22 protein-coding genes are annotated in these 23,287 nt (G+C 64.6%); 18 read left to right on the top strand and 4 right to left on the bottom strand.

The genetic code is table 11. The annotated features are described in order from the left end of the window. Positions 1 to 114: 114 nt before the first annotated feature. From J2X15_RS10080 to ubiA, 7 genes are all read left to right on the top strand, one after another. Positions 115 to 2,076, top strand: coding sequence for a sensor histidine kinase (locus J2X15_RS10080; RefSeq protein WP_310342215.1), 1,962 nt, complete (start codon positions 115 to 117; stop codon positions 2,074 to 2,076). After that, a complete protein-coding gene (locus J2X15_RS10075) occupies positions 2,073 to 2,759 on the top strand; it encodes a response regulator (protein WP_310342213.1) in 687 nt (228 codons plus the stop codon). Before J2X15_RS10080 ends, J2X15_RS10075 begins: the two co-directional genes overlap by 4 nt. Positions 2,760 to 2,880: 121 nt before the next feature. Beyond that, positions 2,881 to 3,369: an SRPBCC family protein gene (locus J2X15_RS10070; RefSeq protein WP_310342212.1), complete on the top strand. Its 489-nt coding sequence runs from the start codon at positions 2,881 to 2,883 to the stop codon at positions 3,367 to 3,369. Then, a complete protein-coding gene (locus tag J2X15_RS10065) occupies positions 3,366 to 4,358 on the top strand; it encodes a hypothetical protein (RefSeq protein WP_310342210.1) in 993 nt (330 codons plus the stop codon). Before J2X15_RS10070 ends, J2X15_RS10065 begins: the two co-directional genes overlap by 4 nt. 54 nt (positions 4,359 to 4,412) lie before the next feature. Next, a complete protein-coding gene (locus J2X15_RS10060) occupies positions 4,413 to 5,309 on the top strand; it encodes a DMT family transporter (protein ID WP_310342208.1) in 897 nt (298 codons plus the stop codon). Positions 5,310 to 5,313: 4 nt separating this feature from the next. Then, a complete protein-coding gene (locus J2X15_RS10055) occupies positions 5,314 to 6,273 on the top strand; it encodes a LysR substrate-binding domain-containing protein (protein ID WP_310342207.1) in 960 nt (319 codons plus the stop codon). 70 nt (positions 6,274 to 6,343) lie between these two features. After that, positions 6,344 to 7,213, top strand: coding sequence for a 4-hydroxybenzoate octaprenyltransferase (ubiA, locus tag J2X15_RS10050; RefSeq protein WP_310342205.1), 870 nt, complete (start codon positions 6,344 to 6,346; stop codon positions 7,211 to 7,213). 68 nt (positions 7,214 to 7,281) lie between these two features. Here ubiA and J2X15_RS10045 read toward each other — a convergent pair whose 3' ends face one another. After that, positions 7,282 to 7,605, bottom strand: a complete 324-nt coding sequence (locus tag J2X15_RS10045) for a PsiF family protein (RefSeq protein WP_310342203.1) — start codon at positions 7,603 to 7,605, stop codon at positions 7,282 to 7,284. A gap of 135 nt (positions 7,606 to 7,740) precedes the next feature. Between J2X15_RS10045 and argS the strand changes: the two genes are divergently transcribed. The 9 genes from argS (at position 7,741) to J2X15_RS10000 (ending at position 16,682) form a co-directional block, all read left to right on the top strand. Continuing rightward, positions 7,741 to 9,426 (top strand): arginine--tRNA ligase, encoded by a 1,686-nt coding sequence (argS, locus tag J2X15_RS10040; RefSeq protein WP_310342201.1) that lies wholly within the window; start codon positions 7,741 to 7,743, stop codon positions 9,424 to 9,426. Positions 9,427 to 9,497: 71 nt separating this feature from the next. Then, entirely contained in the window at positions 9,498 to 10,178 is a 681-nt protein-coding gene (locus tag J2X15_RS10035; RefSeq protein WP_310342199.1) for an SPOR domain-containing protein, read from the top strand. A gap of 63 nt (positions 10,179 to 10,241) precedes the next feature. Then, entirely contained in the window at positions 10,242 to 10,895 is a 654-nt protein-coding gene (locus J2X15_RS10030) for a thiol:disulfide interchange protein DsbA/DsbL (protein ID WP_310342197.1), read from the top strand. 84 nt (positions 10,896 to 10,979) lie between these two features. Continuing rightward, entirely contained in the window at positions 10,980 to 11,912 is a 933-nt protein-coding gene (locus J2X15_RS10025; RefSeq protein ID WP_310342195.1) for an exopolyphosphatase, read from the top strand. Between the two features lie 74 nt (positions 11,913 to 11,986). After that, positions 11,987 to 12,601, top strand: a complete 615-nt coding sequence (gene lptA / locus J2X15_RS10020) for a lipopolysaccharide transport periplasmic protein LptA (protein ID WP_310342192.1) — start codon at positions 11,987 to 11,989, stop codon at positions 12,599 to 12,601. Beyond that, entirely contained in the window at positions 12,598 to 13,374 is a 777-nt protein-coding gene (gene lptB / locus J2X15_RS10015; RefSeq protein WP_310342189.1) for an LPS export ABC transporter ATP-binding protein, read from the top strand. The genes lptA and lptB overlap by 4 nt, the downstream gene beginning before the upstream one ends. Next, positions 13,374 to 14,984: an RNA polymerase factor sigma-54 gene (rpoN, locus tag J2X15_RS10010; protein WP_310342187.1), complete on the top strand. Its 1,611-nt coding sequence runs from the start codon at positions 13,374 to 13,376 to the stop codon at positions 14,982 to 14,984. The genes lptB and rpoN overlap by 1 nt, the downstream gene beginning before the upstream one ends. Next, positions 14,981 to 16,255, top strand: a complete 1,275-nt coding sequence (locus J2X15_RS10005) for a THUMP domain-containing class I SAM-dependent RNA methyltransferase (RefSeq protein WP_310342185.1) — start codon at positions 14,981 to 14,983, stop codon at positions 16,253 to 16,255. Before rpoN ends, J2X15_RS10005 begins: the two co-directional genes overlap by 4 nt. After that, a complete protein-coding gene (locus J2X15_RS10000) occupies positions 16,248 to 16,682 on the top strand; it encodes a putative toxin-antitoxin system toxin component, PIN family (RefSeq protein WP_310342182.1) in 435 nt (144 codons plus the stop codon). The genes J2X15_RS10005 and J2X15_RS10000 overlap by 8 nt, the downstream gene beginning before the upstream one ends. Here J2X15_RS10000 and J2X15_RS09995 read toward each other — a convergent pair. Next, positions 16,672 to 17,898 (bottom strand): MFS transporter, encoded by a 1,227-nt coding sequence (locus tag J2X15_RS09995; RefSeq protein WP_310342180.1) that lies wholly within the window; start codon positions 17,896 to 17,898, stop codon positions 16,672 to 16,674. The genes J2X15_RS10000 and J2X15_RS09995 overlap by 11 nt on opposite strands. 96 nt (positions 17,899 to 17,994) lie before the next feature. On the opposite strand from J2X15_RS09995, the gene J2X15_RS09990 reads away from it, so the two are divergent. After that, on the top strand, positions 17,995 to 18,915 hold the full coding sequence (locus tag J2X15_RS09990) for a LysR family transcriptional regulator (protein ID WP_310342178.1): 921 nt from the start codon (positions 17,995 to 17,997) through the stop codon (positions 18,913 to 18,915). Between the two features lie 159 nt (positions 18,916 to 19,074). On the opposite strand, the gene J2X15_RS09985 is transcribed toward J2X15_RS09990, so the two are convergent. Together J2X15_RS09985 and J2X15_RS09980 are read right to left on the bottom strand one after the other, a co-directional pair. Further along, entirely contained in the window at positions 19,075 to 20,655 is a 1,581-nt protein-coding gene (locus J2X15_RS09985) for a methyl-accepting chemotaxis protein (RefSeq protein WP_310342175.1), read from the bottom strand. A gap of 71 nt (positions 20,656 to 20,726) precedes the next feature. Beyond that, positions 20,727 to 22,355, bottom strand: coding sequence for an FMN-binding glutamate synthase family protein (locus J2X15_RS09980; protein ID WP_310342173.1), 1,629 nt, complete (start codon positions 22,353 to 22,355; stop codon positions 20,727 to 20,729). Between the two features lie 54 nt (positions 22,356 to 22,409). Here J2X15_RS09980 and J2X15_RS09975 point away from each other — a divergent pair, with 54 nt between their 5' ends. Beyond that, the gene (locus J2X15_RS09975; protein WP_310342171.1) at positions 22,410 to 23,225 is read left to right on the top strand and encodes a UPF0149 family protein; all 816 of its coding nucleotides are present in this window, start codon (positions 22,410 to 22,412) and stop codon (positions 23,223 to 23,225) included. Positions 23,226 to 23,287: the final 62 nt, after the last annotated feature.

Here is a 23,287-nt window from a genome sequence, read left to right as displayed (position 1 = left end):
GGCCGCAGAGGACCACGAGTGCGGATTTTCAAGAACCCTGCGCGTCCTGTATGTCCCCTGTATGTGCTACATACTGCGGGTCCTTCCCCTGTCCACTTTTGTTACAACCACCGCATGGTTTCTTTTTCGCGACGCGCACCGATCCCCCGCCTGGCCGTGGTCTGGGTGGCTTGCGCCGTGCTAATGCTGGCTCTGGGGGTATGGTGGTTGTACGGGGCGGCGCATGATGCTCGCCCTGCGCAGAACGCATCCATTCACCTCACGCGTGCGGAGGTGTTGCAGCAGGGGCAGGCCCTGGAAAGCCCCGCCCCCACTATGGTGGACAGCCACGCGCTGGCGGGCCTGTGGCAACCCGTAGCGCTGCCCTTTGGGCATTCGTCGGACCTGCTGGACCAGGCCGACATGACGCAACCGCATGGCACGCGCACCACCTGGTACCGGCTGGCCGTGCCAGACTTTGAACCGGGTGCTGCGCCCCTGATGCTCTACACCGCGCGCACCAAGGCCTATGGCCCCATTGCCGTGTATGTGGATGGCGTGCGGGTCACCCAGTGGCAGTTGGACGGCGCGCTGTGGTACTGGGACCCGCAGCTGATTGCCATTGACGCAGGCAGCCGATTGACGCAGCCACGGGAAATTTTGGTCCGCATGCAGCACAGCGCCCAGACGCACACCGCGCTGGCCTCGGTCTGGCTGGGGCCCAGCGCCGCGCTGAAATGGCGTTTTGAGGCGCGCCAGTGGCTGCAACTGCACACGCCGGCCATGAGCGGGGGGGCATTTTTGGCCGTGGGATTTTTTGCATTCTTTATCTGGGCGCGCGGCAAGAGTGCGCCGGGCTATGGCCTGTTTGCGCTGCTGGCGGTGTTGTCGTTTGTGCGTGCGCTGCATTTCTATGTGGATGTGCGGGTGGACGACGACTGGTTTTCCTGGCTCACCGTCAATTCGCTGTTCTGGTTGATTGCGGCGGTGCATTTTTTACAAATGCTGCTGCACCGCAAGCGCCAGCCCTGGCTCACGCGCAGTCTGCTGGGGCTGGCTGCGGTGGTGTTGCTGGGGACCTTGCCCGGGGTGGGGGGCTTGCCCAACTCGCCGCAGATCACCCCTTTGATTTACCCGTTTGCCATGCTGGCGGGGTTGACGGTAACGGGCGTGGGTATCCGCTTGTCGTGGGGGTGCTCGCTGGACGGCATGTTGTTGGCCATAGGCATAGGCGTGAGTACTTTGTTTGGCTTGAACGACTGGGCCATTCAGAGCAATTTTCTGGACCCCGAGAGCTGGTATTTGGGGCCCTACGCCAACCTGCTGAACTTCATGGTCTTCAGCTACCTGATGCATCGCCACTACATGAACGCGCTGCTGCGGGTGGAGCACGCCAACCACGAACTGGCGCACAAGCTGCGCGAGCGCGAAAACGCGCTGACCGAGAGCTATGGCCGCCTGCGCAAGATAGAGCACAAGCAAACCGTGGCCCATGAACGACAGCGCCTGATGCAGGACATGCACGACGGTCTGGGCTCGTCGCTGCACAGCGCGCTGCGGGCCATCGAAAAAGGCCAGGTGACTGAAGTGGCGGTGGCCGATATTTTGCGTGGATGCATCGACGACCTGCACCTCACCATCGACTCGATGGAGCCGGTGGATGCAGACCTGCTGTTGTTGCTGGCCACCCTGCGCTACCGCCTGGGGCCGCGCCTGCAGACAGCTGGCATTGCGCTGAAATGGGGGGTGGAGGACATCCCCCCGGTGACATGGCTGGACCCGCGGCGTGCCCTGCATGTGCTGCGCATCCTGCAAGAGGCGCTGACCAACACCTTCAAACACACCGAGGCCACCGAGATCACGGTGTCCACCGGGCAGGACGGCGAGGGCGTGTTCGTCTGCATTGCCGACAACGGACCGGGCTATGACACTGCGGCCGCCCTGCAAAGCGGGGGCAAAGGCCTAGCCAATCAGGGGCGGCGTGCCCAGGCCATTGGCGCCCGCGTGTCGTGGGCCAGTTCCCCCCAGGGCGCGGTGACCACCTTGTGGCTGCCACTGCTCGCTCCTTTTGCCGATTCCCGGCCCGCACCGCTATGAACGTCGCCAGCAGCATCCGCGTCGCCATCGTCGAAGACGACATGGACTTTTTGAACGCCCTGACCCAAACCGTGCAAGAAGAAGTGGATATGGAGCTTGCGGGCACCGCCAGCACACGCTCGGCGGGCTTGGACCTGTTGCAGGGGCCGTCCGCCGACATCCTGATCGTTGACCTGGGCCTGCCCGACGGCTCGGGCATCGATGTGATTCGCGCGGCGGCCACGCTGTGGCCGGACTGCAGCACTATGGTCAGCACCACCTTTGGCGACGAGGCCCATGTGATCCGCTCTATCGAAGCAGGTGCCGCCGGCTACCTGCTCAAGCACCGCGAGCCCGAGCGCCTGGCCGCCGAGATTCGCAGCCTGTTCAGTGGTGGCAGCCCCATCAGTCCGCTGATCGCGCGCCATGTGCTGACCCGGTTCCGGCAGTCCAGCCGCGAACGCACAGGGGGCGAGCGCAGCGACGGGGCCGACGAGACCAGGCCGCTCACCAGCCTGTCGGCGCGTGAGCAGGAGGTGCTGGAGCTGATCACCAAGGGCTTCACGGCGGACGAGATCGCAAACCTGATGCAAATCTCGCGCTACACGGTGCTGACCTTTGTGCGCCGCATCTACAAAAAGCTCAATGTCAGCTCCAAGGCCGAGGCCATTTATGAGGCGCGCGCCCAAGGCCTGCTACGCTAAGCTAGGGCTATCCCGGTGGTGGCGGTGGCGGTTTTTGCCAAAATGGGGTCTAGACCCCGCCCATGCTGCGCCGGTAGCTCCTGAAATAATAGCGAACGGTCGTTGCCAAGAAAGTCTCTTCATGCCTTCCATTGCCACTCCTGCGTTCAACCCCGAGCTTGATCTGTTGCTAGAGCGGGTGGTGCCCATTGCCCCCGCGCTGGTGTGGGCCGCGTGGACCCAGCCCGAACATGTGGTGCACTGGTTCACCCCCGCGCCATGGACCACGGTGGACTGCGAGATTGACCTGCGCTCCGGCGGCATCTTCCGCACCACCATGCGCTCGCCCGAAGGGCAGGACAACAACCACACCGGTTGCTACCTGGAGGTCGTGGAGCACCAGCGCCTGGTCTGGACCGACGCCCTGGGCCCGGGCTACCGCCCGGCCAACAACCCCTTTGTCACCGCCAGCATCACCCTGCAACCAGAGGGCACAGGCACCCGCTACACCGCGCTGGTGCAGCACAAAGACGTGGCCACCCGCCAGCAGCATGAGACCATGGGCTTTGCCCACGGCTGGAGCACCGCGCTGGACCAGCTGGTTGCCTACATGCAGGGGCTGCGCGCATGAGCGAGTCGTGGCAATGGATCATCTGGCTGGTGGGCGCCGCCGCCCTCATGGTGGGGGGGCTGTATGGCTACCTGGAGTACCAGGCCTCCTTGCTGAAAACCCGCACCACCGCCATTCCCGGTGGCCTGCGTTTTAGCGCCCATGGTTTCAGTGTGGAGGTGCACCGCGGTGCGCAGCAGGTGGTGGTGCAAACCGACCGCGGGCGCTATGTGCACCAGGCGCTGGAAGGGGGCGAGGAGCAGGAACAGGACGGCAGCCTGACGGTGACCCTGCCCGCACCGGGTCTGCGCATCGAGGTGTCGCGCGCCATGCGCAAGCTGCCCGACCAGGAAGAGGCCCAGCCCACGGGGCTGTGCACTATCGAGTTCCACGCGTCTGACGAAATGGCGTTCACTGCGCAGGGCAAGACCGGTGGCGAGCGCTCGGCGCTGCGCATGGACCATGTGCACGAAAAAATTGCCATGGGCTTCAACCAGTTTGCCGGCCAGGTGCGCAATTGGGTCGAAAAGCTGGAGAAGAACCTGGCGCACCAGGCCCAGTTGGCGCAGCAGAAGCTGGACGCCGAGGCGGCCGAAATCGCACGCGCCGCTCGTGCCAAAAAGGCTGCGGCGCAGGCCCCGATGAACGAGATAGACCCCGCCGATCAGATCGTGCAATGGCGTAGGACGGCCGGATTCAGTGGCACCAGCGAAGTGGGCTACACCCAGGACGGCAAAATCGACTGGTTCATTGACCTCGATACGCGCGGCCGCATCACGCTCTATGCGAACAAGCTGGTGATCCACACCAACCTGCTGGGCGCCACGGTGGTCTCGCTGGGTGCCGAGCTGGAGATCGGTGTGCGCGACGAATACTGGTCCGAAGCGGAGCCGGAGCTGCAGGTGTTCCGTTTGTTCAAGGGCGCGCACTCGGATGTGCGCCGTGCCTGGAAAGAGCGCATCGAGATTTTGTGCGACAAGCTGCGCAGCGGGGAAATTTCGGTACGCTGATGCTCCGGTCGTTGCGCAGGTATAGTCGCCCGCTTTCTCTGCGCTGAAGGGCCCATGGTTTCAAGATTACGTGCGCGCTGGCTGGCGCTGGCGGGCAATACCCGCGGCGTGCTGCTGGTGGTGCTGGCCATGGCCTGCTGGTCCGTACTGGACGCCTGCAACAAGCGGCTCATGGCCACGGGTATTGCGCCCAAGCAAGTGCTGTTTTTACAGGCCACGGTCGTGCTGGCCATGCTGGCGCCCGTGGTGGCGTGGACGCGCGGGCGCATCGTCGCCACGCGCCAGCCGCGCATCCATTTGCTGCGCGCGGTGTTCATCGTTACCTCGGCCTGGTGTGCGGCGTATGCGGTGTCGCACCTGCCGTTGGCCGAGGCCAGCGCCTACCTGATGACGGGCTCGTTGTTCATGCTGCCCATGGGCGTGTGGTTCTTGCGCGAGCAGCCGCACTGGTTGCGCTGGAGCGGCGTGGTCGTGGGCTTTGGCGGGGTGCTGGTGATCTTGCAGCCCGGGGCCGAGGCCTTCCACCCCGCGGCGCTGGTGGCGCTGTTCGGCGCCCTCATGGAGTCCATGCTGGGCGTGGTGCTCAAGAAGTACTCGGGCCAGGAGCACCCGATTGCGGTGCTGACCTGGAGTCAGGTGGCTTGCTGGCTCACCTTTGGCGTGTTCACGGGCTTCACCCTGCCCAGCGTGCCCGTGGCGCTGTGGCCGCTGCTGCCGGTGGTGGGCGTGGCGGCCGCGGGTATCTACCTGAGCTACTTTTTTGCCTACCGCGCGGGCGACGCCTCGGCGGTGGAGGCGGGCAGCTTCTCGCTGCTGCTGTTCAGCCCCACGCTGGGGTGGCTGCTGTTTGCCGAGGCGCCGGACCTGGCCTTTTGGCTGGGGGCGGGCCTCTTGGTGTGTGGGATTGCGCTGGTGATTGTGGAACCGACAGGCCGGGTGGGAGGAGAATAGCGCCATGACCCTGACCGAACTCAAATACATCGTGGCCGTGGCGCGCGAGCGGCACTTTGGCAAGGCCGCTGAAGCCTGCTACGTCTCGCAGCCCACGCTGTCGGTGGCGGTGAAGAAGCTGGAAGAGGAACTGGACGTCAAACTCTTCGAGCGCAGCGCCAACGAGGTGACCGTGACGCCACTGGGCGAAGAGATCGTGCGCCAGGCGCAAAGCGTGCTGGAGCAGGCCGCCAACATCAAGGACATTGCCAAGCGCGGCAAGGACCCGCTGGCCGGGCCGCTGAAGTTGGGCGTGATCTACACCATCGCGCCCTACCTGTTGCCCGATCTGGTGCGCCAGGTCATCACCCACAGCCCGCAGATGCCGCTGGTGTTGCAGGAAAATTTCACCGTCAAGCTGCTGGAAATGCTGCGCACCGGTGAGATCGACTGCGCCATTCTGGCCGAACCGTTCCCCGACACGGGGCTGGCGCTGGCGCCACTCTACGACGAGCCGTTTTTTGCTGCTGTGCCCACCAGCCATGCGCTGGCCAAGCAAGACAGCGTGACCACCGAAGAGCTCAAGAGCGAGACCATGCTGCTCTTGGGCAACGGTCACTGCTTCCGCGACCATGTGTTGGAGGTGTGCCCCGAGTTCGCACGCTTCTCCAGTGATGCCGAGGGCATCCGCAAGAGCTTTGAAGGCTCGTCGCTGGAAACCATCAAACACATGGTGGCCGCGGGCATGGGTATCACGCTGGTGCCGCGTCTCTCCGTGCCCAAGGACGCCTTCGAGACCAAGAAGCGCCGTGGCGACGAGCCCTTTGTGAAGTACCTGCCCGTGCAAGACGGCAAAAGCCTGCCCCCGCCCACGCGCCGCGTCGTGCTGGCCTGGCGGCGCAGCTTTACGCGCTACGAGGCCATCGCCGCGCTGCGTAACGCCGTCTATGGCTGCGAACTGCCCGGTGTCACGCGGTTGTCCTGATTTTTAAGCCAAATAGGCTGCTAGCCCTCGCCGATATTGCGCAAGCAGCTCCTTTATTCATAGCAATCCTGTGCCTTCTGTTTTCTTTTCCAAACTCTCTCTGTACCTGGACCTGATCCGCTGGAACCGCCCCGCGGGCTGGCTGCTGCTGCTGTGGCCCACGCTCAGTGCGCTGTGGCTGGCGGCGGACGGCTTTCCGGGCTGGCACCTGATCACCGTGTTCACGCTGGGCACCATCCTCATGCGCAGTGCGGGCTGCTGCGTCAACGATGTGGCCGACCGCGAGTTCGACAAACACGTCAAACGCACGGCCCAGCGCCCGGTTACCAGCGGCCGCATCTCTGCGCGCGAGGCGCTACTAGTGGGCGCCGTGCTGGCGCTGGCTGCCTTTGGCCTGGTGCTGACCACAAATGCGGTGACCATTGCCTGGTCCTTTGCCGCGCTGGCCGTGGCGCTGGTCTACCCCTATGCCAAGCGCTATGTCTCCATGCCGCAGGCGGTGCTGGGTGTGGCCTTCAGCTTTGGCATTCCCATGGCATTTGCCGCCATGCTCGGCAGCGTGCCCTGGCAGGGCTGGGCGCTGTTGGTGGGTAACCTGTTCTGGGTACTGGCCTACGACACCGAATACGCCATGGTGGACCGTGACGACGACCTCAAGATCGGTATGAAGACCTCGGCCATCACGCTGGGGCGCTGGGATGTGCCGGCGGTGCTGATGTTTTATGTTGTCTACCTGGCCCTGTGGTCCTGGTTGGTGCAGCCTGCGCTTGCCCGCCCTTGGGCCTGGTGGTTGGGCGTGGCGGTGGCCGGTGCCCAGGTGGTGTGGCACGGCACGCTGATAGCCGACCGCAGCCGCGACGGCTGCTTCAAGGCCTTCCGCCTGAACCATTGGGTGGGGCTGGCGGTGTTTGTCGGTCTGGCGCTGGCCATCGGGGCGTAAAAAAGCCCGCGCGGGCGAGCCGGGCGGGCTTTGGAGGCCACCGCGCTAGCGGGGCCAGGCTGGGCCGCTTACTTGGCGCTCAAGCACTCTTTCATGAACTTCTTGCGGTCATCGCCTGCGAGGGCCTTGGTCTTGGCGTCTGCATTGCAGGTCTTCATCTTGTTTTGCTGGGTGGTGGCACCCTCTGCAGCGGGGGCGGCTTCTGCCTTGGCGCTCAGGCAGCTTTTCATGAAGGCTTTGCGCTCATCGCCTGCGAGGGCCTTGGTCTTGGCATCGGCGTTGCAGGTCTTCATCTTGCTTTGCTGTGCTGTGGGCGCCTTTGCGTCAGCAGCATGCGCGCCACCCACTGCCAATGCCAGACCCAGAGCCATGAGGGAGATCAGTTGTTTCATCAGTCATCCAATCAAAAAGAGGGCAGCGTGGCTGCCGTTGCAGAAAAACCCCAACGGTTTGAAGCTTATAACGAAAAGATGACAGCGCCGTTGACCACCAGACGGGTTTTCGGAGCCGCCCCGTAAAATCGGCAGATGCTCACTGTCAAACACGAACTCCTGCAGGCGCTGGCCGCCTGCCTGGACACCATTTCTCCCGGCGCAGGTGCCAAAGCCGCCTTCGAATCCCCCAAAGTGGCCGCCCATGGCGACCTGGCCACCACGGCCGCCATGCAACTGGCCAAGCCCCTCAAGCTCAACCCACGCCAACTGGCCGAGCAGCTGCGCGACGCCCTGCTGGCCCACCCTGCTTACGTGGCCTGGGTGGATGCGGTAGAAATTGCCGGCCCCGGCTTCATCAATATCCGCCTCAAGCCCGCTGCCAAGCAGGAAGTTGTGCGCGAGGTCTTGGGCCAGGCCACCCAGTTTGGCCACCAGCCCTCCAACGGCCAGCGCGTGCTGGTCGAATTTGTATCGGCCAACCCCACGGGCCCGCTGCACGTGGGCCATGGCCGCCAGGCCGCGCTGGGCGATGCGATCTGCAACCTGCTGGAAACCCAGGGTTGGGATGTGTACCGCGAGTTCTATTACAACGATGCGGGTGTGCAAATCGGCACCCTGGCCAGCAGCACGCATCTGCGCGCCCAGGGCTTCAAGCCCGGCGATGACCAATGGCCCAGCGGCGAGAAGGCCGCGGCCTATAACGGCGACTACATCGCCGACATTGCTGCCGACTTTTTGGCCGGCAAGACCGTCAAGTCTGACGACCGCGAATTCACCGCCAGCGGTGACATCAACGACCTCGACGGCATGCGCCAGTTCGCCGTGGCCTATCTGCGCCACGAGCAGGATTTAGATCTGCAGGCCTTTGCGGTGAAGTTTGACAATTACTACCTGGAAAGCAGCCTGTACACCAGCGGCCGCGTGGACGACGCCGTGAAGCGCTTGCAGGCTGCCGGTAAGACCTATGAGCTGGATGGCGCGCTGTGGCTCAAGTCCACCGAGTACGGCGACGACAAGGACCGCGTCATGCGCAAGCAGGACGGCACGTACACCTACTTTGTGCCCGACGTGGCGTACCACATCGCCAAGTGGGAGCGCGGTTTCACCAAGGTGGTGAACATCCAGGGCACTGACCACCACGGCACCATCGCCCGCGTACGCGCCGGCCTGCAAGCTGCTGGCGTGGGCATTCCCCAGGGTTACCCTGACTACGTGCTGCACACCATGGTGCGTGTGGTCAAGGGCGGTGAAGAGGTCAAGATCAGCAAGCGCGCGGGCAGCTATGTCACGCTGCGCGATTTGATCGAGTGGACTAGCAAGGACGCGGTGCGCTTCTTCCTGCTGTCGCGCAAGCCCGATACCGAATTCCTCTTCGATATCGATCTGGCTCTGACCCAGTCAAATGACAACCCCGTCTACTACGTTCAGATGGCGCACGCACGTATCTGTTCGGTGCTGGCCACTTGGGGCGGTGATTTGGCCGACCTGAAAGGTGTAGACCTGTCTGTACTGCAAAGTCCCCAGGCGCTTTCGTTGATGCTGCTGCTGGCCAAATACCCCGAGATGCTGACCGCCGCGGCGGCCGACGAAGCGCCGCACGACGTGACCTTCTACCTGCGTGAACTGGCCGCCAGCTACCACAGCTATTACGATGCCGAACGCATCCTGGTGGACGACGAAGCGGTGAAGCTGGCGCGCCTGGCGCTGGTCGCGGCCACGGCGCAGGTGTTGCACAATGGCTTGGCTGTGCTGGGCGTGAGTGCCCCGCAAAAGATGTAATACCTGGGGGTCAGACCACTTGCGTGGCAACGTGCTCTGACCCCCACCGATTAAGAGAGAGAAAGCAGCGCATGAAGTTTGAACGTGGCGGAACCATTGTGGGTTTCATTGTGGGCGTGGTAGTGGGCCTGGGGGCTGCATTGGCGGTGGCGGTGTACGTCACGAAGGTGCCTGTGCCGTTCATGAATAAGAGCCAGAGCCGCAGCGCCGACCAGGACGCGGCCGAAGCCCAGAAGAACAAGAACTGGGACCCCAACGCGCTGCTCTACGGCAAGAACCCGGCCCCCGCCGTGCCCACGGCCACCGCACCGGCGTCTTCTGCGTCGGGTGCCAAGACGGCAGCCAAACCTGACGTAAAAGCCGATCCCAAGACGGAAGCCAAAACCGAGGGTAAGCCAGACGCCAAGACCGCAGCCAAGCCCGATGCCAAGGGCGAACTCAAGCCTGCCGTGTCGGCAGATCCGCTGGGTGACTTGGCCAAGGCCAAGGCCGGCGCCGCGACCACCGAGGCGGACGCGTTTTCGTACTTTGTGCAGGTAGGCGCCTTCCGCACGGCCGAAGACGCCGAGGCCCACCGCGCCAAGCTCTCGCTCAGCGGCATCGAGACCAAGATTTCCGAGCGCGAGCAGTCGGGCCGACCCGTGTTCCGTGTGCGCGTGGGCCCGTTCGATAAAAAGGACGACGCCGACAAGGCCAAGGACAAGCTGGACAAGAGCGGCCTGGAAACCGCCTTGGTGCGCGTGCAGCGCTAAGCGGCGCTGGAACTTTCCCCGCCCAGTCCACTCACATCCGGGCACTTTGGAGCTTTTGAACCCATGAAACGTCGCGAATTTACCCAAGCCGCCACTGGCGCTGCCTTTGCATCCTCCGCCCTGTGGGTCGGCAGTGCCCAGGCGCAGGCCAAAGGCCCTCAGCCCGGCACCGATTACCAGCCCGTGGACCCGCGCGCTCCGGTGGAAGCACCCGCAGGCAAGGTCGAGGTGGTCGAGTTCTTCTGGTACAGCTGCCCGCACTGCAATGCGTTTGAACCCACGCTGCAGGCCTGGATACCCAAGCTGCCAAAGGACGTGTCTTTCCGACGCGTGCCCGTGGCCTTCCAGGACAGCTTTGTGCCCCAGCAGCGCCTGTACTACGCGCTCGAAGCCATGGGCTTGGTGGAGAAGCTGCATGCCAAGGTGTTTGCCGCCATCCATGCCGAGAAGCAAAACCTCAGCGGTGGCGACGCCATCGTCGAGTGGGTGGCCAAGCAAGGTGTGGACAAGGCCAAGTTTGTTGAGCAGTACAGCTCGTTCAGCGTAGCCACCAAGGCCACCAAGGCGGCGCAACTGCAAAACGCCTACAAGGTCGAAGGCGTGCCTGCCCTGGGCGTGGCCGGTCGCTACTACACCGATGGCTCCATCGCCGGCAACATGCAGCGCGCGCTGCAGATCGTGGACGCGTTGATCGTCCAGGCGCGCACCGCCCGCTAAGAAACGCCCCTCTGCACGCGCCGCAGAGGGATCCCGCAGGGCTAGAATGATTTGTCATTCACCCCCTTTGTGGAGAGTCTTCCCATGGCACACCCCAAGTACCGGCTGGTCACCCGCAGTGATTTTGATGGGCTGGTGTGCGCAGTCCTGCTCAATGAGCTGGACCTCATCGACGACATCAAGTTCGTTCACCCCAAAGACATGCAGGACGGCAAGGTGGAGGTGTCCGACCGCGACATCACCACCAACCTGCCGTACGTGCCGGGCGTGCATCTGGCCTTTGACCACCACGAGTCCGAGACCGTGCGCAACACGGGAGAGCGCCCCAACCACATCATCCTGCCCGACGCTGACTCGGCCGCGCGCGTGGTGTTTGACCACTATGGCGGTGCCAACCGCTTCCCGGCACGCTTCCACGACATGATGGAAGCCGTGGACAAGGGTGATTCGGCCCGCTTCAGCCACGACGAAATCATGGCCCCCACGGGCTGGGTGCTGCTGAATTACCTGATGGACTCGCGGACCGGCCTGGGCCGCTTCCGCGAATTCCGCGTCAGCAACTACCAGCTGATGATGGATTTGATTCAGTATTGCCGCCACCACGGCATTGACGAAATTCTGCAGCTGCCCGACGTGGTGGAGCGCGTGGACCTGTACTTTGAGCACGCGGCCAAGGCCAAGGAGCAGCTGCTGCGCTGCTCCACCGTGCATGGCAACCTGTTGGTGCTGGACCTGCGCAACGAAGACACCATCTTTGCGGTGAACCGTTTCATGGTCTACGCGCTATTCCCGCAGACCAATATCTCCATCCACGTGCTGTGGGGCCTGCAGAAGCAAAACACCGTGTTTGCCACTGGCAAGTCCATCACCAATCGCAGCTCCAAGACCAATATTGGCGACCTGATGCTGAGCTACGGCGGGGGCGGCCACGCCAATGCGGGCACCTGCCAAGTGGAGAACGACCGTGCCGCGGACGTGTTGCAGGCGCTGATCACCAAAATTAACGCCGACGGCTGAGTCGGCCAGGGTGCGAAATGCGCAAAGCGCTCGGTACAATGGCCGAAGCGCTTTTGAGCAAGTTTCGTGCCTTTATGAAAAATACCCTTTTGTCGGTGTCCTTGTGGCTGGCTCTGTCCAGCGTGGCGGGGCACGCCTGGGCCGAAAAGGCCGACCGAAACAAGCCCATGAACGTGGAGGCCGACGCCCTGCGCTACGACGACGTCAAGCAGGTCAGCGTCTTCAGTGGCCATGTGGTGCTGACCAAAGGCAGCATCCTGATCCGCGGTGCCCAGATCGAGGTGCGCCAGGACCCCGATGGTTACCAGTATGGGCTAGTCACCGGTTCGACCGCCACGCCCGCGTTCTTCCGGCAAAAGCGCGAAGGCCTGGACGAATTCATTGAAGGCGACGGCGACACCATTGAATACGACGGCAAGGCCGACACCGTGCGCTTTGTCAAAAAAGCCCAGCTGCGCCGCCTGCGCGGGGCCACGCTGGCCGACGAGGTGACGGGCGCCGTCATCCTGTACGAAAACCTGACCGACAAATTCACGGTGGACGGCGCCCCCAAGACTGCCGCCGCCCCGGCGGGCCGGGTGCGCGCCATGCTGACGCCCAAGCCCAAGCCCGAGGGCGAAGCCGCGACCGCACCCCAGCCCGGTGTCACCCTGCGCGCCACGCCGCAACTTGAGAAGGCCGCCCAGTGAGCGAGCCGACCCAAGAAGCCCCGGACACCAGCACCGGGCGGCTGGAAGCCCGGCATTTGCAAAAGTCCTATGGCAAGCGCCAGGTGGTGAAGGACGTGTCGCTCACCGTAAGTACGGGCGAGGTGGTGGGGCTGCTAGGCCCCAACGGCGCGGGCAAAACCACCTCGTTCTACATGATCGTGGGCCTGCTGCGCGCCAGCGCGGGGGATATCACCATCGACGGTCACTCGATTGAGCACATGCCCATCCACCGCCGCGCGCGGCTGGGGCTGGGCTACCTGCCGCAAGAAGCCTCGATATTCCGTAAACTGAATGTGGAAGACAACGTGCGCGCCGTGCTAGAGCTGCAGCGCGACGACGCAGGCAACCCGCTCAAGTCGGCCGAGATTGAGGCGCGCCTGACCGCGCTCTTGCAAGACCTGCGCGTGGAGCACCTGCGCGAGTCGCCCTCGCTGGCCCTGTCGGGCGGGGAGCGTCGCCGTGTCGAGATTGCGCGCGCGCTGGCCACGCGGCCGCGCTTCATCCTGCTGGACGAACCGTTTGCCGGTATCGACCCCATTGCGGTGATCGAGATCCAGCGCATCATCAACTTCCTCAAGGGCCGTGGCATCGGCGTGCTCATCACCGACCACAACGTGCGCGAGACCCTGGGCATTTGCGACCACGCCTACATCATCAGCGACGGCCATGTGCTGGCGCAGGGCACTCCTTCCGAGATCGTGAACAACGCAGATGTGCGCCGTGTCTATCTCGGTGAGCATTTCAAAATGTGATGAAGCAGGGTCTTTCATTACGCGTCTCCCAACACCTGGCGCTCACGCCCCAGTTGCAGCAGTCCATCCGTCTGCTGCAGCTCTCCACGCTGGAGCTGAGCCAGGAGGTGGAGCAGATGCTGGACGAAAACCCGTTTCTCGAACTGACCGAGGACCGGGCCGAGCGCGAAGACTTTGGCCTGAATGCCGTGGACGCCACGGTCAGCGAAGGCGACCGCTTGTCCGAGAGCAGCGAAGTCGATTACGCGCCCAGCGCGGTGGCGGACTACGCCACCTCCACCAGCACCAGCAGCAATGACGAAGAAACCACGCCGCTGAGCAGCAGCGACGAGCCCAATTGGGAAGGCGACGGCACCACCGAGATGACGCCTGATGATGGCGAGTGGGGTGTGGACGCCAAGGGCAAGGCCAATAACCTGGGTGACGACGAAGAGAAGGACGCCACTGAGCTTGCGCGCTCGGCCGAGTCGCTGCAGACCTTTTTACACCGCCAGGCGCTGAGCCTGCGCACCACGGCCACCGACGCGGCGGCGTTGCGCTTCCTCATCGAATCGCTCAATGACGACGGCTACCTGGAAGACCCGCTGGAAGAACTGGCGCGCTGCCTGAGCCCCGGCGACGAGGAGCAGTTGCAGGATCTGGTGCATCACTTCACTGTGGCGCTGGGCCTGCTGCACAGCCTGGAGCCCGTAGGCGTGGGGGCGCGAGACCTGGGCGAGTGCCTCCGCCTGCAAGTGGCTTACCTGTTGGCCCAGGCCGAGGAAGAGGGCGAGATTGAGCGCGCAGAGGTGCTGCAGGTGGCGCTGGGCATTTGCCGCCAACCCATGGACCTGCTGGCGCGGCGCGACATCAAGCGCCTGGTGCAAATGGGCGTGGGCAGTGACACCCTGGTGCGCGAAGCCATTGCGCTCATCGCACGGCTGGAGCCCAAGCCCGGGCGCCGCTTTGTGGATGTGGAGCGCAACATCGTGGTGCCCGACGTGCTGGTGGTGGCGATTGGCAAGGCCGGTGGCATCCCCAAATTCCGCGTGCAACTCAACCCCGAGGTGATGCCGCGCCTCAAGGTGCATGACATTTACGCCAACGTGCTGCGCAACCACCGTGGGGGCCGCGACGGTGCGGGCCACGCGGCGCTGCAGCAGCGCCTGCAGGAGGCGCGCTGGTTTATCAAAAACATCCAGCAGCGCTTTGACACCATCCTGCGCGTGAGCACGGCCATTGTGGAGCGGCAGAAAAACTTTTTCACCCACGGCGAGCTGGCTATGCGCCCGCTCGTTTTGCGCGAGATTGCCGACGAACTGGGCCTGCACGAGTCCACCATCAGCCGTGTGACCACGGCCAAGTACATGGCCACGCCGTTTGGCACGTTTGAGCTGAAGTACTTCTTCGGCTCGGGCCTGGGCACCGAGAGCGGTGGCAATGCCTCCAGCACTGCGGTGCGCGCGCTCATCAAGCAGTTCATCGCCTCCGAGAGCGCCAAAAAGCCCTTGAGCGACAACCAGATTTCCGACATGCTCAAGGAGCAGGGCATCGAATGCGCCCGGCGCACTGTGGCCAAATACCGCGAGGGCCTGAAGATCGCCCCCGCCTCACTCCGCAAAGCGCTATGAACCAACTGACCCTTTTTCTCCCCTGCGCCGCCGGCGTGGAGGAGTACCTGGCGCCGGAGATTTTGCAAATCACCGGCCTGCCGCCTGGCTGCATCACCAAGCAGCGCGGCGGTGTGGCCGTGCGCACCTCGTTTGCGCACGCCATGTTGCTCAACCTGTACAGCCGCCTCTCGCAGCGCGTGCTGGTGCTGGTGTCGTACACCGAGTACCGCAGCGAACAGGACCTGTACCGCGCTGGCCTGCAAGTGCCATGGGAGCAGTGGTTCACGCCCAAAGAAAGCATCAAGGTCGAGGTGACGGCGCAGCACAGCCCGCTGACATCACTGAACTTCGCCGCGCTCAAGGTGAAGGACGCCGTGTGCGATCGCTTCCGCGAAGTGGCCAACGGCGTGCGCCCCGACGTGAACACGCAGTGGCCCGATGTGCGCATCTACGCCCACCTGACCACGGACAGCTGCTCGCTCTACATCGACACCTCGGGCGAACCACTGTTCAAGCGCGGCTGGCGCGAGGACAAGGGCGACGCGCCGCTGAAAGAGACCCTGGCCGCGGCCATGATCGCCGCCAGCGGCTGGGCCTCGGGCGACGACGACTTGATGCCACTGTACGACCCCTGCTGTGGCAGCGGTACCGTGGCCATTGAAGCCGCACAGATTGCCTGCAACATTGCCGCCGGCTCGCTGCGCCGCTTTGCCTTCGAGAAATACCGGCCTTTCCGTTCGCAGGAATGGGCCGACATGAAGGCCGAGGCCGCCGCCAACGTGGTCAAGCCCGAACCGGGCCAGACCGCACTGATCTACGGCAGCGATGTGTCCCACCGCATGGTGGACTTCGCCCAGCGCAATGCGCAACGCGCCGGGGTGGCCGATGTGATCGAATTCCGCGGCGGCGACGCGCTGCAGCGCATGCCCCCGATTGAGGGCGGTGGCGTGATGGTGCTGAACCCGCCTTATGGCGAGCGCATTGGCATTGGCGGCGTGGCCGGCGAAGGCGAGGGGGCGCGCTTTGGTGCCCGTGAACTGGCGCAGACCGACGAGGGCGTGGACTTCTTCAACCAGCTGGCCAGCCACTGGAAGAAGAACTACAGCGGCTGGACCGCCTGGGTGCTGACGCCCGACCTGAAGCTGCCCAGCAAGATGCGCCTGAAAGAGTCGCGCCGCGTGCCCATGTGGAACGGCCCACTGGAGTGCCGACTGTTCAAGTTCGACATGGTCAAGGGCCGCCTGGCCAAGGGTGCTGCGCCTGCCGCTGCTGACGAAACGAATGACTGAGCACGAGGTGGAGGAGGGAGTCCGCCAGATCGTGCTGGACACCAACATCGTGCTGGACCTGCTGGTCTTCAACGACGCGGCTACGCCCCCGTTGCGCGATGCCTTGCAGGCCGGGCGCCTACAGTGGGTGGCCACCGCCCCCATGCGTGACGAACTGGAGCGTGTGCTGGCCTACCCGCAGATTGCCAAGCGCCTGGCCTTTTATGGCCTGACAGGAGCGCAGGTGCTGCAGACGCGTGACGCCCAGGTGCAGACCGTGGACGTGCCGCCCAAGGCCAGCGTGACCTGCAAAGACCCGGACGACCAGAAATTCATTGACCTGGCCGTGGCCCAGCGCTGCCCGGTGCTGAGCAAGGACCACGCCGTGCTTTGTATGGCAAAACGGCTGCTAGCCCTCGGCGCTGCTGCGCGAGCAGCTATCGAATAGATAGCGCTGCAGCGCTGCCGCCAGCCGCGGGCCAGAGCCGAACGGCCAGTGCGGTGGCCGCTGCCAGCGCTGCCAGACCACACACGCCAGCCCAACCCCACTGCGCCAGCGCCAAGCTGCCCAGCCAGGCGCCGCTGGCCATGCCAACGAACATGCCACCCATGAGCACGGCGTTCAGGCGGCTGCGCGCGGCGGGCTCCAGGCTGTAGACGATGGTTTGGTGGGCAATCAGGCTGGCTTGCACGCCCAGGTCAAACACTACGGCACCCACGGCCAGCAACCACAGCGGGCTATTGCCTCCCAGCGCGCCTGCGCCCATGGCCAGAAAGGCGGCCACCACAAGGGCGGCGCCGAGCCGCGTCACCACCTCGGGGCCGCGGCGGTCGGCCATGCGTCCGGCCAACGGCGCGGCCAGCGCACCGGCAGCACCGGCCAAGCCAAAGGCCCCGGCCGCGGCACTGCCCAGGTGGGCCGGCGCGGCATGCAGCATCACCGCCAGCGTAGACCAGAAGGCGCTAAAGGCCACGCTCAGCAGCCCCTGGGCGAGGGCAGCACGGCGCAGGCCGCTGTGGCGCTGCCACAGCGTGGCCAACGTGCGCATCAGGGCAAGGTAGGGCAACTGGGTGGTGGGTGCAAAGCGTGGCAGGCCGCGCCACACGGCCACCCCCAGGAGCGCAATGCTGAGCGCCGCCGCCACAAACATGGTGCGCCAGCCGGCCTGCTCAGCCACCAGGCCGGACACCACGCGTGACAGCAGAATGCCCAGCAGCAGTCCGGTCATCACCGTGCCCACAATCTTGCCGCGGCTGGCTTCGGGCGCCAGTGTGGCTGCGGCGGGCACGATGTCCTGTGCCAGCGTGGCGGAGATACCAATCACCAAGCTGGCCGCCAGCATCACACCCAGCGAGGGCGCGGCCGCAGCAGCCAGCAGCGCCAGGCACAGCACGGCGGCCTTGCCCAGGATGATGCGGCGCCGGTCAAACCGGTCGCCCAGCGGGGCCAGCAGCACCAGGCCCAGCGCGTAGCCCAACTGCGTCAGCGTGGGTACCAGACCAATGGCGCCGGGTGTGGCACTGAACTCGGTGCCCAGCACGCCCAGCATGGGCTGGCTGTAGTACAGCGCGGCGGCGGCCAGGCCGGCGCCGGTAGCCAGCAGCAGCACCAGGGCCGCGGGCAGGGCGTTGGCGGGCTTATGCGCAGAAGTGGTCGAAGTCATGGTGTTAACCCTTGGTTTGGCAATGGAGGCCAGTGTGTCACCGCCCAAATACCTTGGGAACGCCCGTGGCAAGCACAATTGTTATACGCTTGGCGTATGAAGACCGCCCCCGATCGCATCGAACTCATGCAGACCCTGGTGCGCATCGTGGAGGCTGGCAGCCTGTCAGCCGCCGCGGCGCAGCTGGGCACCACCCAGCCCACGGTGAGTCGGCGCCTGCAGGCGCTGGAGCGCATGCTGGGTGCCAAGCTGCTGCAGCGCTCCACCCACGCCATGCAACTGACCGAGGAAGGCCAGCGTTGCTTCGCCCACGCCAAGGAGCTGCTGCAGAACTGGGACGCCTTCGAGGCCGACCTGCGCGGCAGCACCGAGGTGCCCGAGGGCACGCTGCGTGTGGTGGTGCCCCACGCCATTGGCCAGCAGCAGCTGGTGGGCCCGCTGGCCGATTACCTGCAGCGCCACCCGCGTGTGGCCGTGGAGTGGCTGCTGCACGACCGCACGCCGGACTTCATTGCCGATGGCATTGACTGCGCCATCCACGTGGGCACGGTGGACGACCCCGCGGTGGTGGCCGTCAAGCTGGCGGAGATCCCGCGCATTGTGGTGGCTGCGCCTGCGGTGCTGGGCGACGCGCCGTCGCCGGTGCATGCGGCCGACTTGGCCACGCTGCCCTGGCTGGCGCTGCGCACCTTCTACCGCAACGACATCACGCTGCGCCACAGCGACGGCACGCAGCAGCGCCTGGCGCTGAAACCGCGCATGAGCACCGACAGCCTGTACGCACTGCGCAGCGCGGCGCTTTTGGGGCTGGGCGTGTGCGTGGCGTCCAGCTGGGCGGTGGCCGAAGACGTGGCCGAGGGCCGGCTGCTGCACCTGCTACCCGAGTGGCGGGCCGAGCCGCTGCCGATCTACCTGCTCTACCCCTATGCCCACTTTTACCCGGCCAAGCTGCGCCGCTTTGTGGACATCTTGCGGCCCGCGCTGGTGGCAGGTTGGGGCGGCTCTGGTCATGGATGACGATCACGCGCCGGCTGCTGGAATCAGTTGGGCGCGCACGCCAGCGATCTGCGCGTCACTCCAGAGCATGCCCGCGTGGTAGGACGCGAGCATCAGCACCCACAGCAACACAAGCCACCACAGCCGCTTGCGGGCAGGTGGTGCAAGGCCAAGGAGCGCTCAGGCCGTGAGTGTCAGCCTGTCGTTGCTGGCGCGGGATGGCGCCGTGAGTTTGAAGACTGCCATCACCTCCACCAGCGCGCGCGCCTGCGAGCGCAGGCTGCTGGCGGCGGCGGCCATTTCTTCCACCAGGGCGGCGTTTTGCTGGGTGGTTTGGTCCATCTGCGTTACTGCGTTGCCCACCTGGGTTACGCCCGAGGCCTGCTCGCCGCTGGCCGCGCTGATCTCGCCCACGATGTCGGTCACGCGGCGGATGGCGGCCACCACCTCGCTCATGGTGCTGCCGGCTTGGTCCACCAAGGCCGTGCCTTGCTCCACCCGTTCCACGCTGGTGCTGATCAGGGTCTTGATCTCCTTGGCGGCTTCGGCGCTGCGGCCCGCTAAGGCCCGTACTTCGCTGGCCACCACCGCAAAGCCGCGGCCCTGCTCACCCGCGCGCGCGGCTTCCACCGCCGCATTCAGCGCCAGGATGTTGGTCTGGAACGCAATGCCGTCGATCACGCTGATGATGTCGGCAATCTTGCTGGATGCCTCGTTGATGCCCTTCATGGTTTGCACCACCTGGCTCACAACCTCGCCGCCCCGAATCGCCACGGTAGAGGCTGTCACGGCGAGCTGATTCGCTTGGGCAGCGCTGTCGGCGTTTTGCCGCACGGTGGCACTGAGTTCTTCCATGCTGGCTGCAGTCTGCTGCAGGGAGCTGGCCTGCTGCTCGGTACGTGCCGACAGGTCGTTGTTGCCGGTAGCAATTTCAGAACTGGCACTGGACACCCCCTCCGCACTGGTGCGCACTCCGCCCACCATGCGCGCCAGGTTGTCGCGCATGCCCATCAGGGCGTGCATCATTTCGGCGGCCTCGTCAGTGCCATCGGGCTGGATGTGGATGGTCAGGTCGCCCTCGCTGATGGCCTGGGCCGATTTCACCGCGTGCTGGATGGGGTGGGTGATGGAGCGCGTGGCCAGCGCGGCCAGTGTGAGCCCGATGACGGCCGACAGGATAGCCCCGACGCTCAGAATCCACTGCCCGCTGTTTGCGACAGCCTCTGTCTGGGCCACGCCGTCCTTGAGCTGGTCTTCCATGTGGTCCATCAGCGTGTCCAGCGACTTAAGGTAGTTGGTGGCCAGGGGCAACAGGGTGGTATCCACGGTCGCATTCACGTCCTCACCGGCCTGTTTCTTTTTCATCAGGTCGGTGCGCGGGCCGCGGTACAGCTCGCGTTGCTTGCCAATGTCAGCGAACAGCGCTTTGCCTTTGTCGTCGGCAATCAGGGGTTCCAGCTGCTTTTGTAAATCACTGATGAGCTTGGACGTCGCGTCCATGTCCTTTTGCAGCAGGGCCACATGGTTGGGGTCCGATGCGTGCAGTGCAGCTGAGGTCCGCACCCAGTTGATACGGATGTTTTCCACCCATTTCTGGGCCAGCGAGGAGCGTTCCACTTCGGTGTAGGCCAAGGCGTGGGCTTGGTCTTTCAGGACACCCAGTCGCCATACGCCGGTCAGAGCCATCACGGCGGTGATCAGCAGCACAACCCCAAATGCCAAGCCTAGCCTGGCGCCGATGCGCAAGTTGGTACCCATCATGGCTGCTCCTCTTGTGGTTGTCCTTCAACGACTGTACTCCGAAGCCCGCCAAAGCAAAAGGCAAAAGGAACCTAGTCTCCCTGCAATGCAAAGCTGCGCGCGCTGGCCCGGGGCCAGGTGTGGCGGTAAATCAGTGGCAGCGCGGCCACACTGTCGTGCAGCAGGGCGCCGTTGGGCAGCTGCGTCAGGATCAGCTGGGCCAGCGACTTGACCTTGTGGTCGGTAGATCGGCGCACGATGTGGTGGGCCGTGATTTCGCTGGGGTGCAGCACGCCGGCGGCCTGCACCAGTTCCTTGAGCGCGTACAGGGTCTGCTGGTGGAAGTTGTAAACGCGTTCGGCCTTGTCGGGCACCACCAGCGACTGCTGGCGCAGCGGGTCTTGTGTGGTCACCCCCGTGGGGCAGGCGCCGGTGTGGCAGTGCTGCGCCTGGATGCAGCCCAGCGCAAACATGAAGCCGCGCGCGCTGTTGCACCAGTCGGCGCCCAGCGCCATCAGTCGCGCGATGTCAAACGCACTAACCACCTTGCCAGCGCAGCCGATCTTGATGCGCTCGCGCAGGCCGGCCCCACGCAAGGTGTTGTGCACCAGCAGCAGACCCTCTTGCAGCGGCGAGCCCACATGGTCGGTGAATTCCAGCGGCGCGGCTCCCGTGCCCCCCTCGGCCCCGTCCACCACAATGAAGTCGGGGGTGATGCCGGTCTCCAGCATCGCCTTGACCATGGCAAACCATTCCCAGGGGTGGCCGATGCAGAGCTTGAAGCCCGTGGGCTTGCCGCCCGAGAGCTCACGCAGGCGCGCGATGAACTGCATCATCTCCACGGGCGTGGAGAAAGCGCTGTGCGCGGCGGGCGAAATGCAGTCCACGCCCTCGGGCACGCCGCGTGCCGCGGCAATTTCGGCCGTGACCTTGGGGCCCGGCAGCATGCCGCCATGGCCGGGCTTGGCGCCCTGGCTGAGTTTGAGCTCGATGAGCTTGACCTGCGGGTCTCGCGCGTTGGCGGCGAACTTGTCGGGGTTGAAGCTGCCATCGTCGTTGCGGCAACCAAAGTAGCCCGAGGCCACTTCCCACACCAGGTCACCGCCATGCACGCGGTGGTGCACCGAGATCGATCCTTCGCCCGTGTCGTGCGCAAAGCCGCCACGCTTGGCGCCCGCGTTGAGCGCCAGGATGGCGTTGGCGCTGAGCGCTCCAAAGCTCATGGCCGAGATGTTGAACACGCTGGCGTTGTAGGGCTGGGCCGTGTCGGCGCCTATGGTGATGCGGAAGTCGTGCGAGGCCAGCTTGGTGGGCGCCACGGAGTGGTTCATCCACTCGTAGCCCTCGGCATGCACATCGAGCTGGGTGCCAAAGGGGCGTTTGTCGGGCTCGGTCTTGGCGCGCTGGTAAACCAGCGAACGCTGGGAGCGTGAAAACGGTGTGGCCTCGTTGTCGCTCTCGATGAAGTACTGGCGAATCTCGGGCCGGACAAACTCCAGCATGAAGCGGATATGGCCAATGATGGGGTAGTTGCGCAGGATGGAGCGCTTGGTCTGCCGTAGGTCATACACCCCCACCCCCACCAGCAGGGCCGACAGCAGCAGCGTGCCCCACGCCACCCCGAACACCACCACACTGAAGCCACTCAGCAGAAAGGCGAAGGCGCTGAGCCCCAGAACGGTGTAGCGGATGGGGAAGATGGAATTGAGTGTATGCAGCATGGAAACCCTTTGTTCGGAGAGACAATACCAGCCTGCTCTCTTTTTGCACAGCCTATGTCTACCCTAACTCCCTCTGCTGACGCCGCCTCCGGTGCGCCCGTGGACGCCTTGACCCCTGATGAGTTCGACGCGATCGACGCCATCCTCGACGACTTGCGCTCCCGCAATGATGAAACTCCCCAGTGGGAGTTTTGTGAGGGCTTCATGGCTGCGCTGGTGTGCTGCCGCCGCCCGATTGCACCCGCCGAATATTTCCCGGTACTGCTGGACATGGAGATGCCCGCAGACGGTGAAGCTGGGGACTTCTCCAGTGTGGAGCAGGCACGGCAGTTCCAGGCGCTGTGGACGCGGCGTTGGAACGATGTGGTGCGCGGGCTGAACACCGAAGTGCAAAGTCTGGACGAGGACAACGCCTACCACCCCGAGGTGATGGACGTGCGCGGTGCCGTGGCCGTGCTGCCCGAGGAAGAGCGCGCCGCCATGGCCGACCAGGCGTTGCCATCGTTTGCCCAGGTGTGGGCGCTGGGTTTCATGTTTGCGGTGGAAAGCTGGCCAGAAGAGTGGGCAGCGCCGCGCGATAAGGAAGCCGAGAAGTGGCTAGACGCCTCGCTGCAGTCCATCGTGGCGTTGACTGAAGACGATACCGACGAAGCTACGTTGTCGGTATTTGACGATGACGGTCCGCCCAGCGTGAGCCAGCAGCGCATCAACGCCTTTGCCGATGGCGTGTGGGCCACCTACGACCTGCGCGAGCTATGGCGCAACTTCGGCCCGCGCGTGGAGACCGTGCGCAAAGAAGCCGAACCCGGCCGCAACGACCCCTGCCATTGCGGTAGCGGCAAAAAATACAAGAAGTGCCACGGGGCTTGAGGAGCCGACGTATAAGCCGACAAGCATAAAAAAAGCCCACATCGCTGTGGGCTTTTTTGTTT

The sequence above is a fragment of the Rhodoferax saidenbachensis genome (genome assembly GCF_031457975.1).
GTDB classification, from domain to species: Bacteria; Pseudomonadota; Gammaproteobacteria; order Burkholderiales; family Burkholderiaceae_C; genus Allorhodoferax; species Allorhodoferax saidenbachensis_A.
The sequence above is the reverse complement of the archived record's forward strand: the minus strand, read 5'-3'. Positions and strand labels throughout refer to the sequence as shown.

Coding starts and splice junctions, on each gene's coding strand:
- J2X15_RS09975 (WP_310342171.1), top strand. CDS start 22,410: ATGTCTACCCTAACTCCCTCTGCTGACGCCGCCTCCGGTGCGCCCGTG.
- J2X15_RS10070 (WP_310342212.1), top strand. CDS start 2,881: ATGCCTTCCATTGCCACTCCTGCGTTCAACCCCGAGCTTGATCTGTTG.
- J2X15_RS10000 (WP_310342182.1), top strand. CDS start 16,248: ATGACTGAGCACGAGGTGGAGGAGGGAGTCCGCCAGATCGTGCTGGAC.
- J2X15_RS09985 (WP_310342175.1), bottom strand. CDS start 20,655: ATGATGGGTACCAACTTGCGCATCGGCGCCAGGCTAGGCTTGGCATTT.
- J2X15_RS10065 (WP_310342210.1), top strand. CDS start 3,366: ATGAGCGAGTCGTGGCAATGGATCATCTGGCTGGTGGGCGCCGCCGCC.
- J2X15_RS10005 (WP_310342185.1), top strand. CDS start 14,981: ATGAACCAACTGACCCTTTTTCTCCCCTGCGCCGCCGGCGTGGAGGAG.
- J2X15_RS10030 (WP_310342197.1), top strand. CDS start 10,242: ATGAAACGTCGCGAATTTACCCAAGCCGCCACTGGCGCTGCCTTTGCA.
- J2X15_RS10060 (WP_310342208.1), top strand. CDS start 4,413: ATGGTTTCAAGATTACGTGCGCGCTGGCTGGCGCTGGCGGGCAATACC.
- rpoN (WP_310342187.1), top strand. CDS start 13,374: ATGAAGCAGGGTCTTTCATTACGCGTCTCCCAACACCTGGCGCTCACG.
- J2X15_RS10025 (WP_310342195.1), top strand. CDS start 10,980: ATGGCACACCCCAAGTACCGGCTGGTCACCCGCAGTGATTTTGATGGG.
- J2X15_RS09990 (WP_310342178.1), top strand. CDS start 17,995: ATGAAGACCGCCCCCGATCGCATCGAACTCATGCAGACCCTGGTGCGC.
- lptA (WP_310342192.1), top strand. CDS start 11,987: ATGAAAAATACCCTTTTGTCGGTGTCCTTGTGGCTGGCTCTGTCCAGC.
- J2X15_RS10080 (WP_310342215.1), top strand. CDS start 115: ATGGTTTCTTTTTCGCGACGCGCACCGATCCCCCGCCTGGCCGTGGTC.
- J2X15_RS10045 (WP_310342203.1), bottom strand. CDS start 7,605: ATGAAACAACTGATCTCCCTCATGGCTCTGGGTCTGGCATTGGCAGTG.
- J2X15_RS10035 (WP_310342199.1), top strand. CDS start 9,498: ATGAAGTTTGAACGTGGCGGAACCATTGTGGGTTTCATTGTGGGCGTG.
- J2X15_RS09980 (WP_310342173.1), bottom strand. CDS start 22,355: ATGCTGCATACACTCAATTCCATCTTCCCCATCCGCTACACCGTTCTG.
- J2X15_RS10075 (WP_310342213.1), top strand. CDS start 2,073: ATGAACGTCGCCAGCAGCATCCGCGTCGCCATCGTCGAAGACGACATG.
- J2X15_RS10055 (WP_310342207.1), top strand. CDS start 5,314: ATGACCCTGACCGAACTCAAATACATCGTGGCCGTGGCGCGCGAGCGG.
- J2X15_RS09995 (WP_310342180.1), bottom strand. CDS start 17,898: ATGACTTCGACCACTTCTGCGCATAAGCCCGCCAACGCCCTGCCCGCG.
- argS (WP_310342201.1), top strand. CDS start 7,741: ATGCTCACTGTCAAACACGAACTCCTGCAGGCGCTGGCCGCCTGCCTG.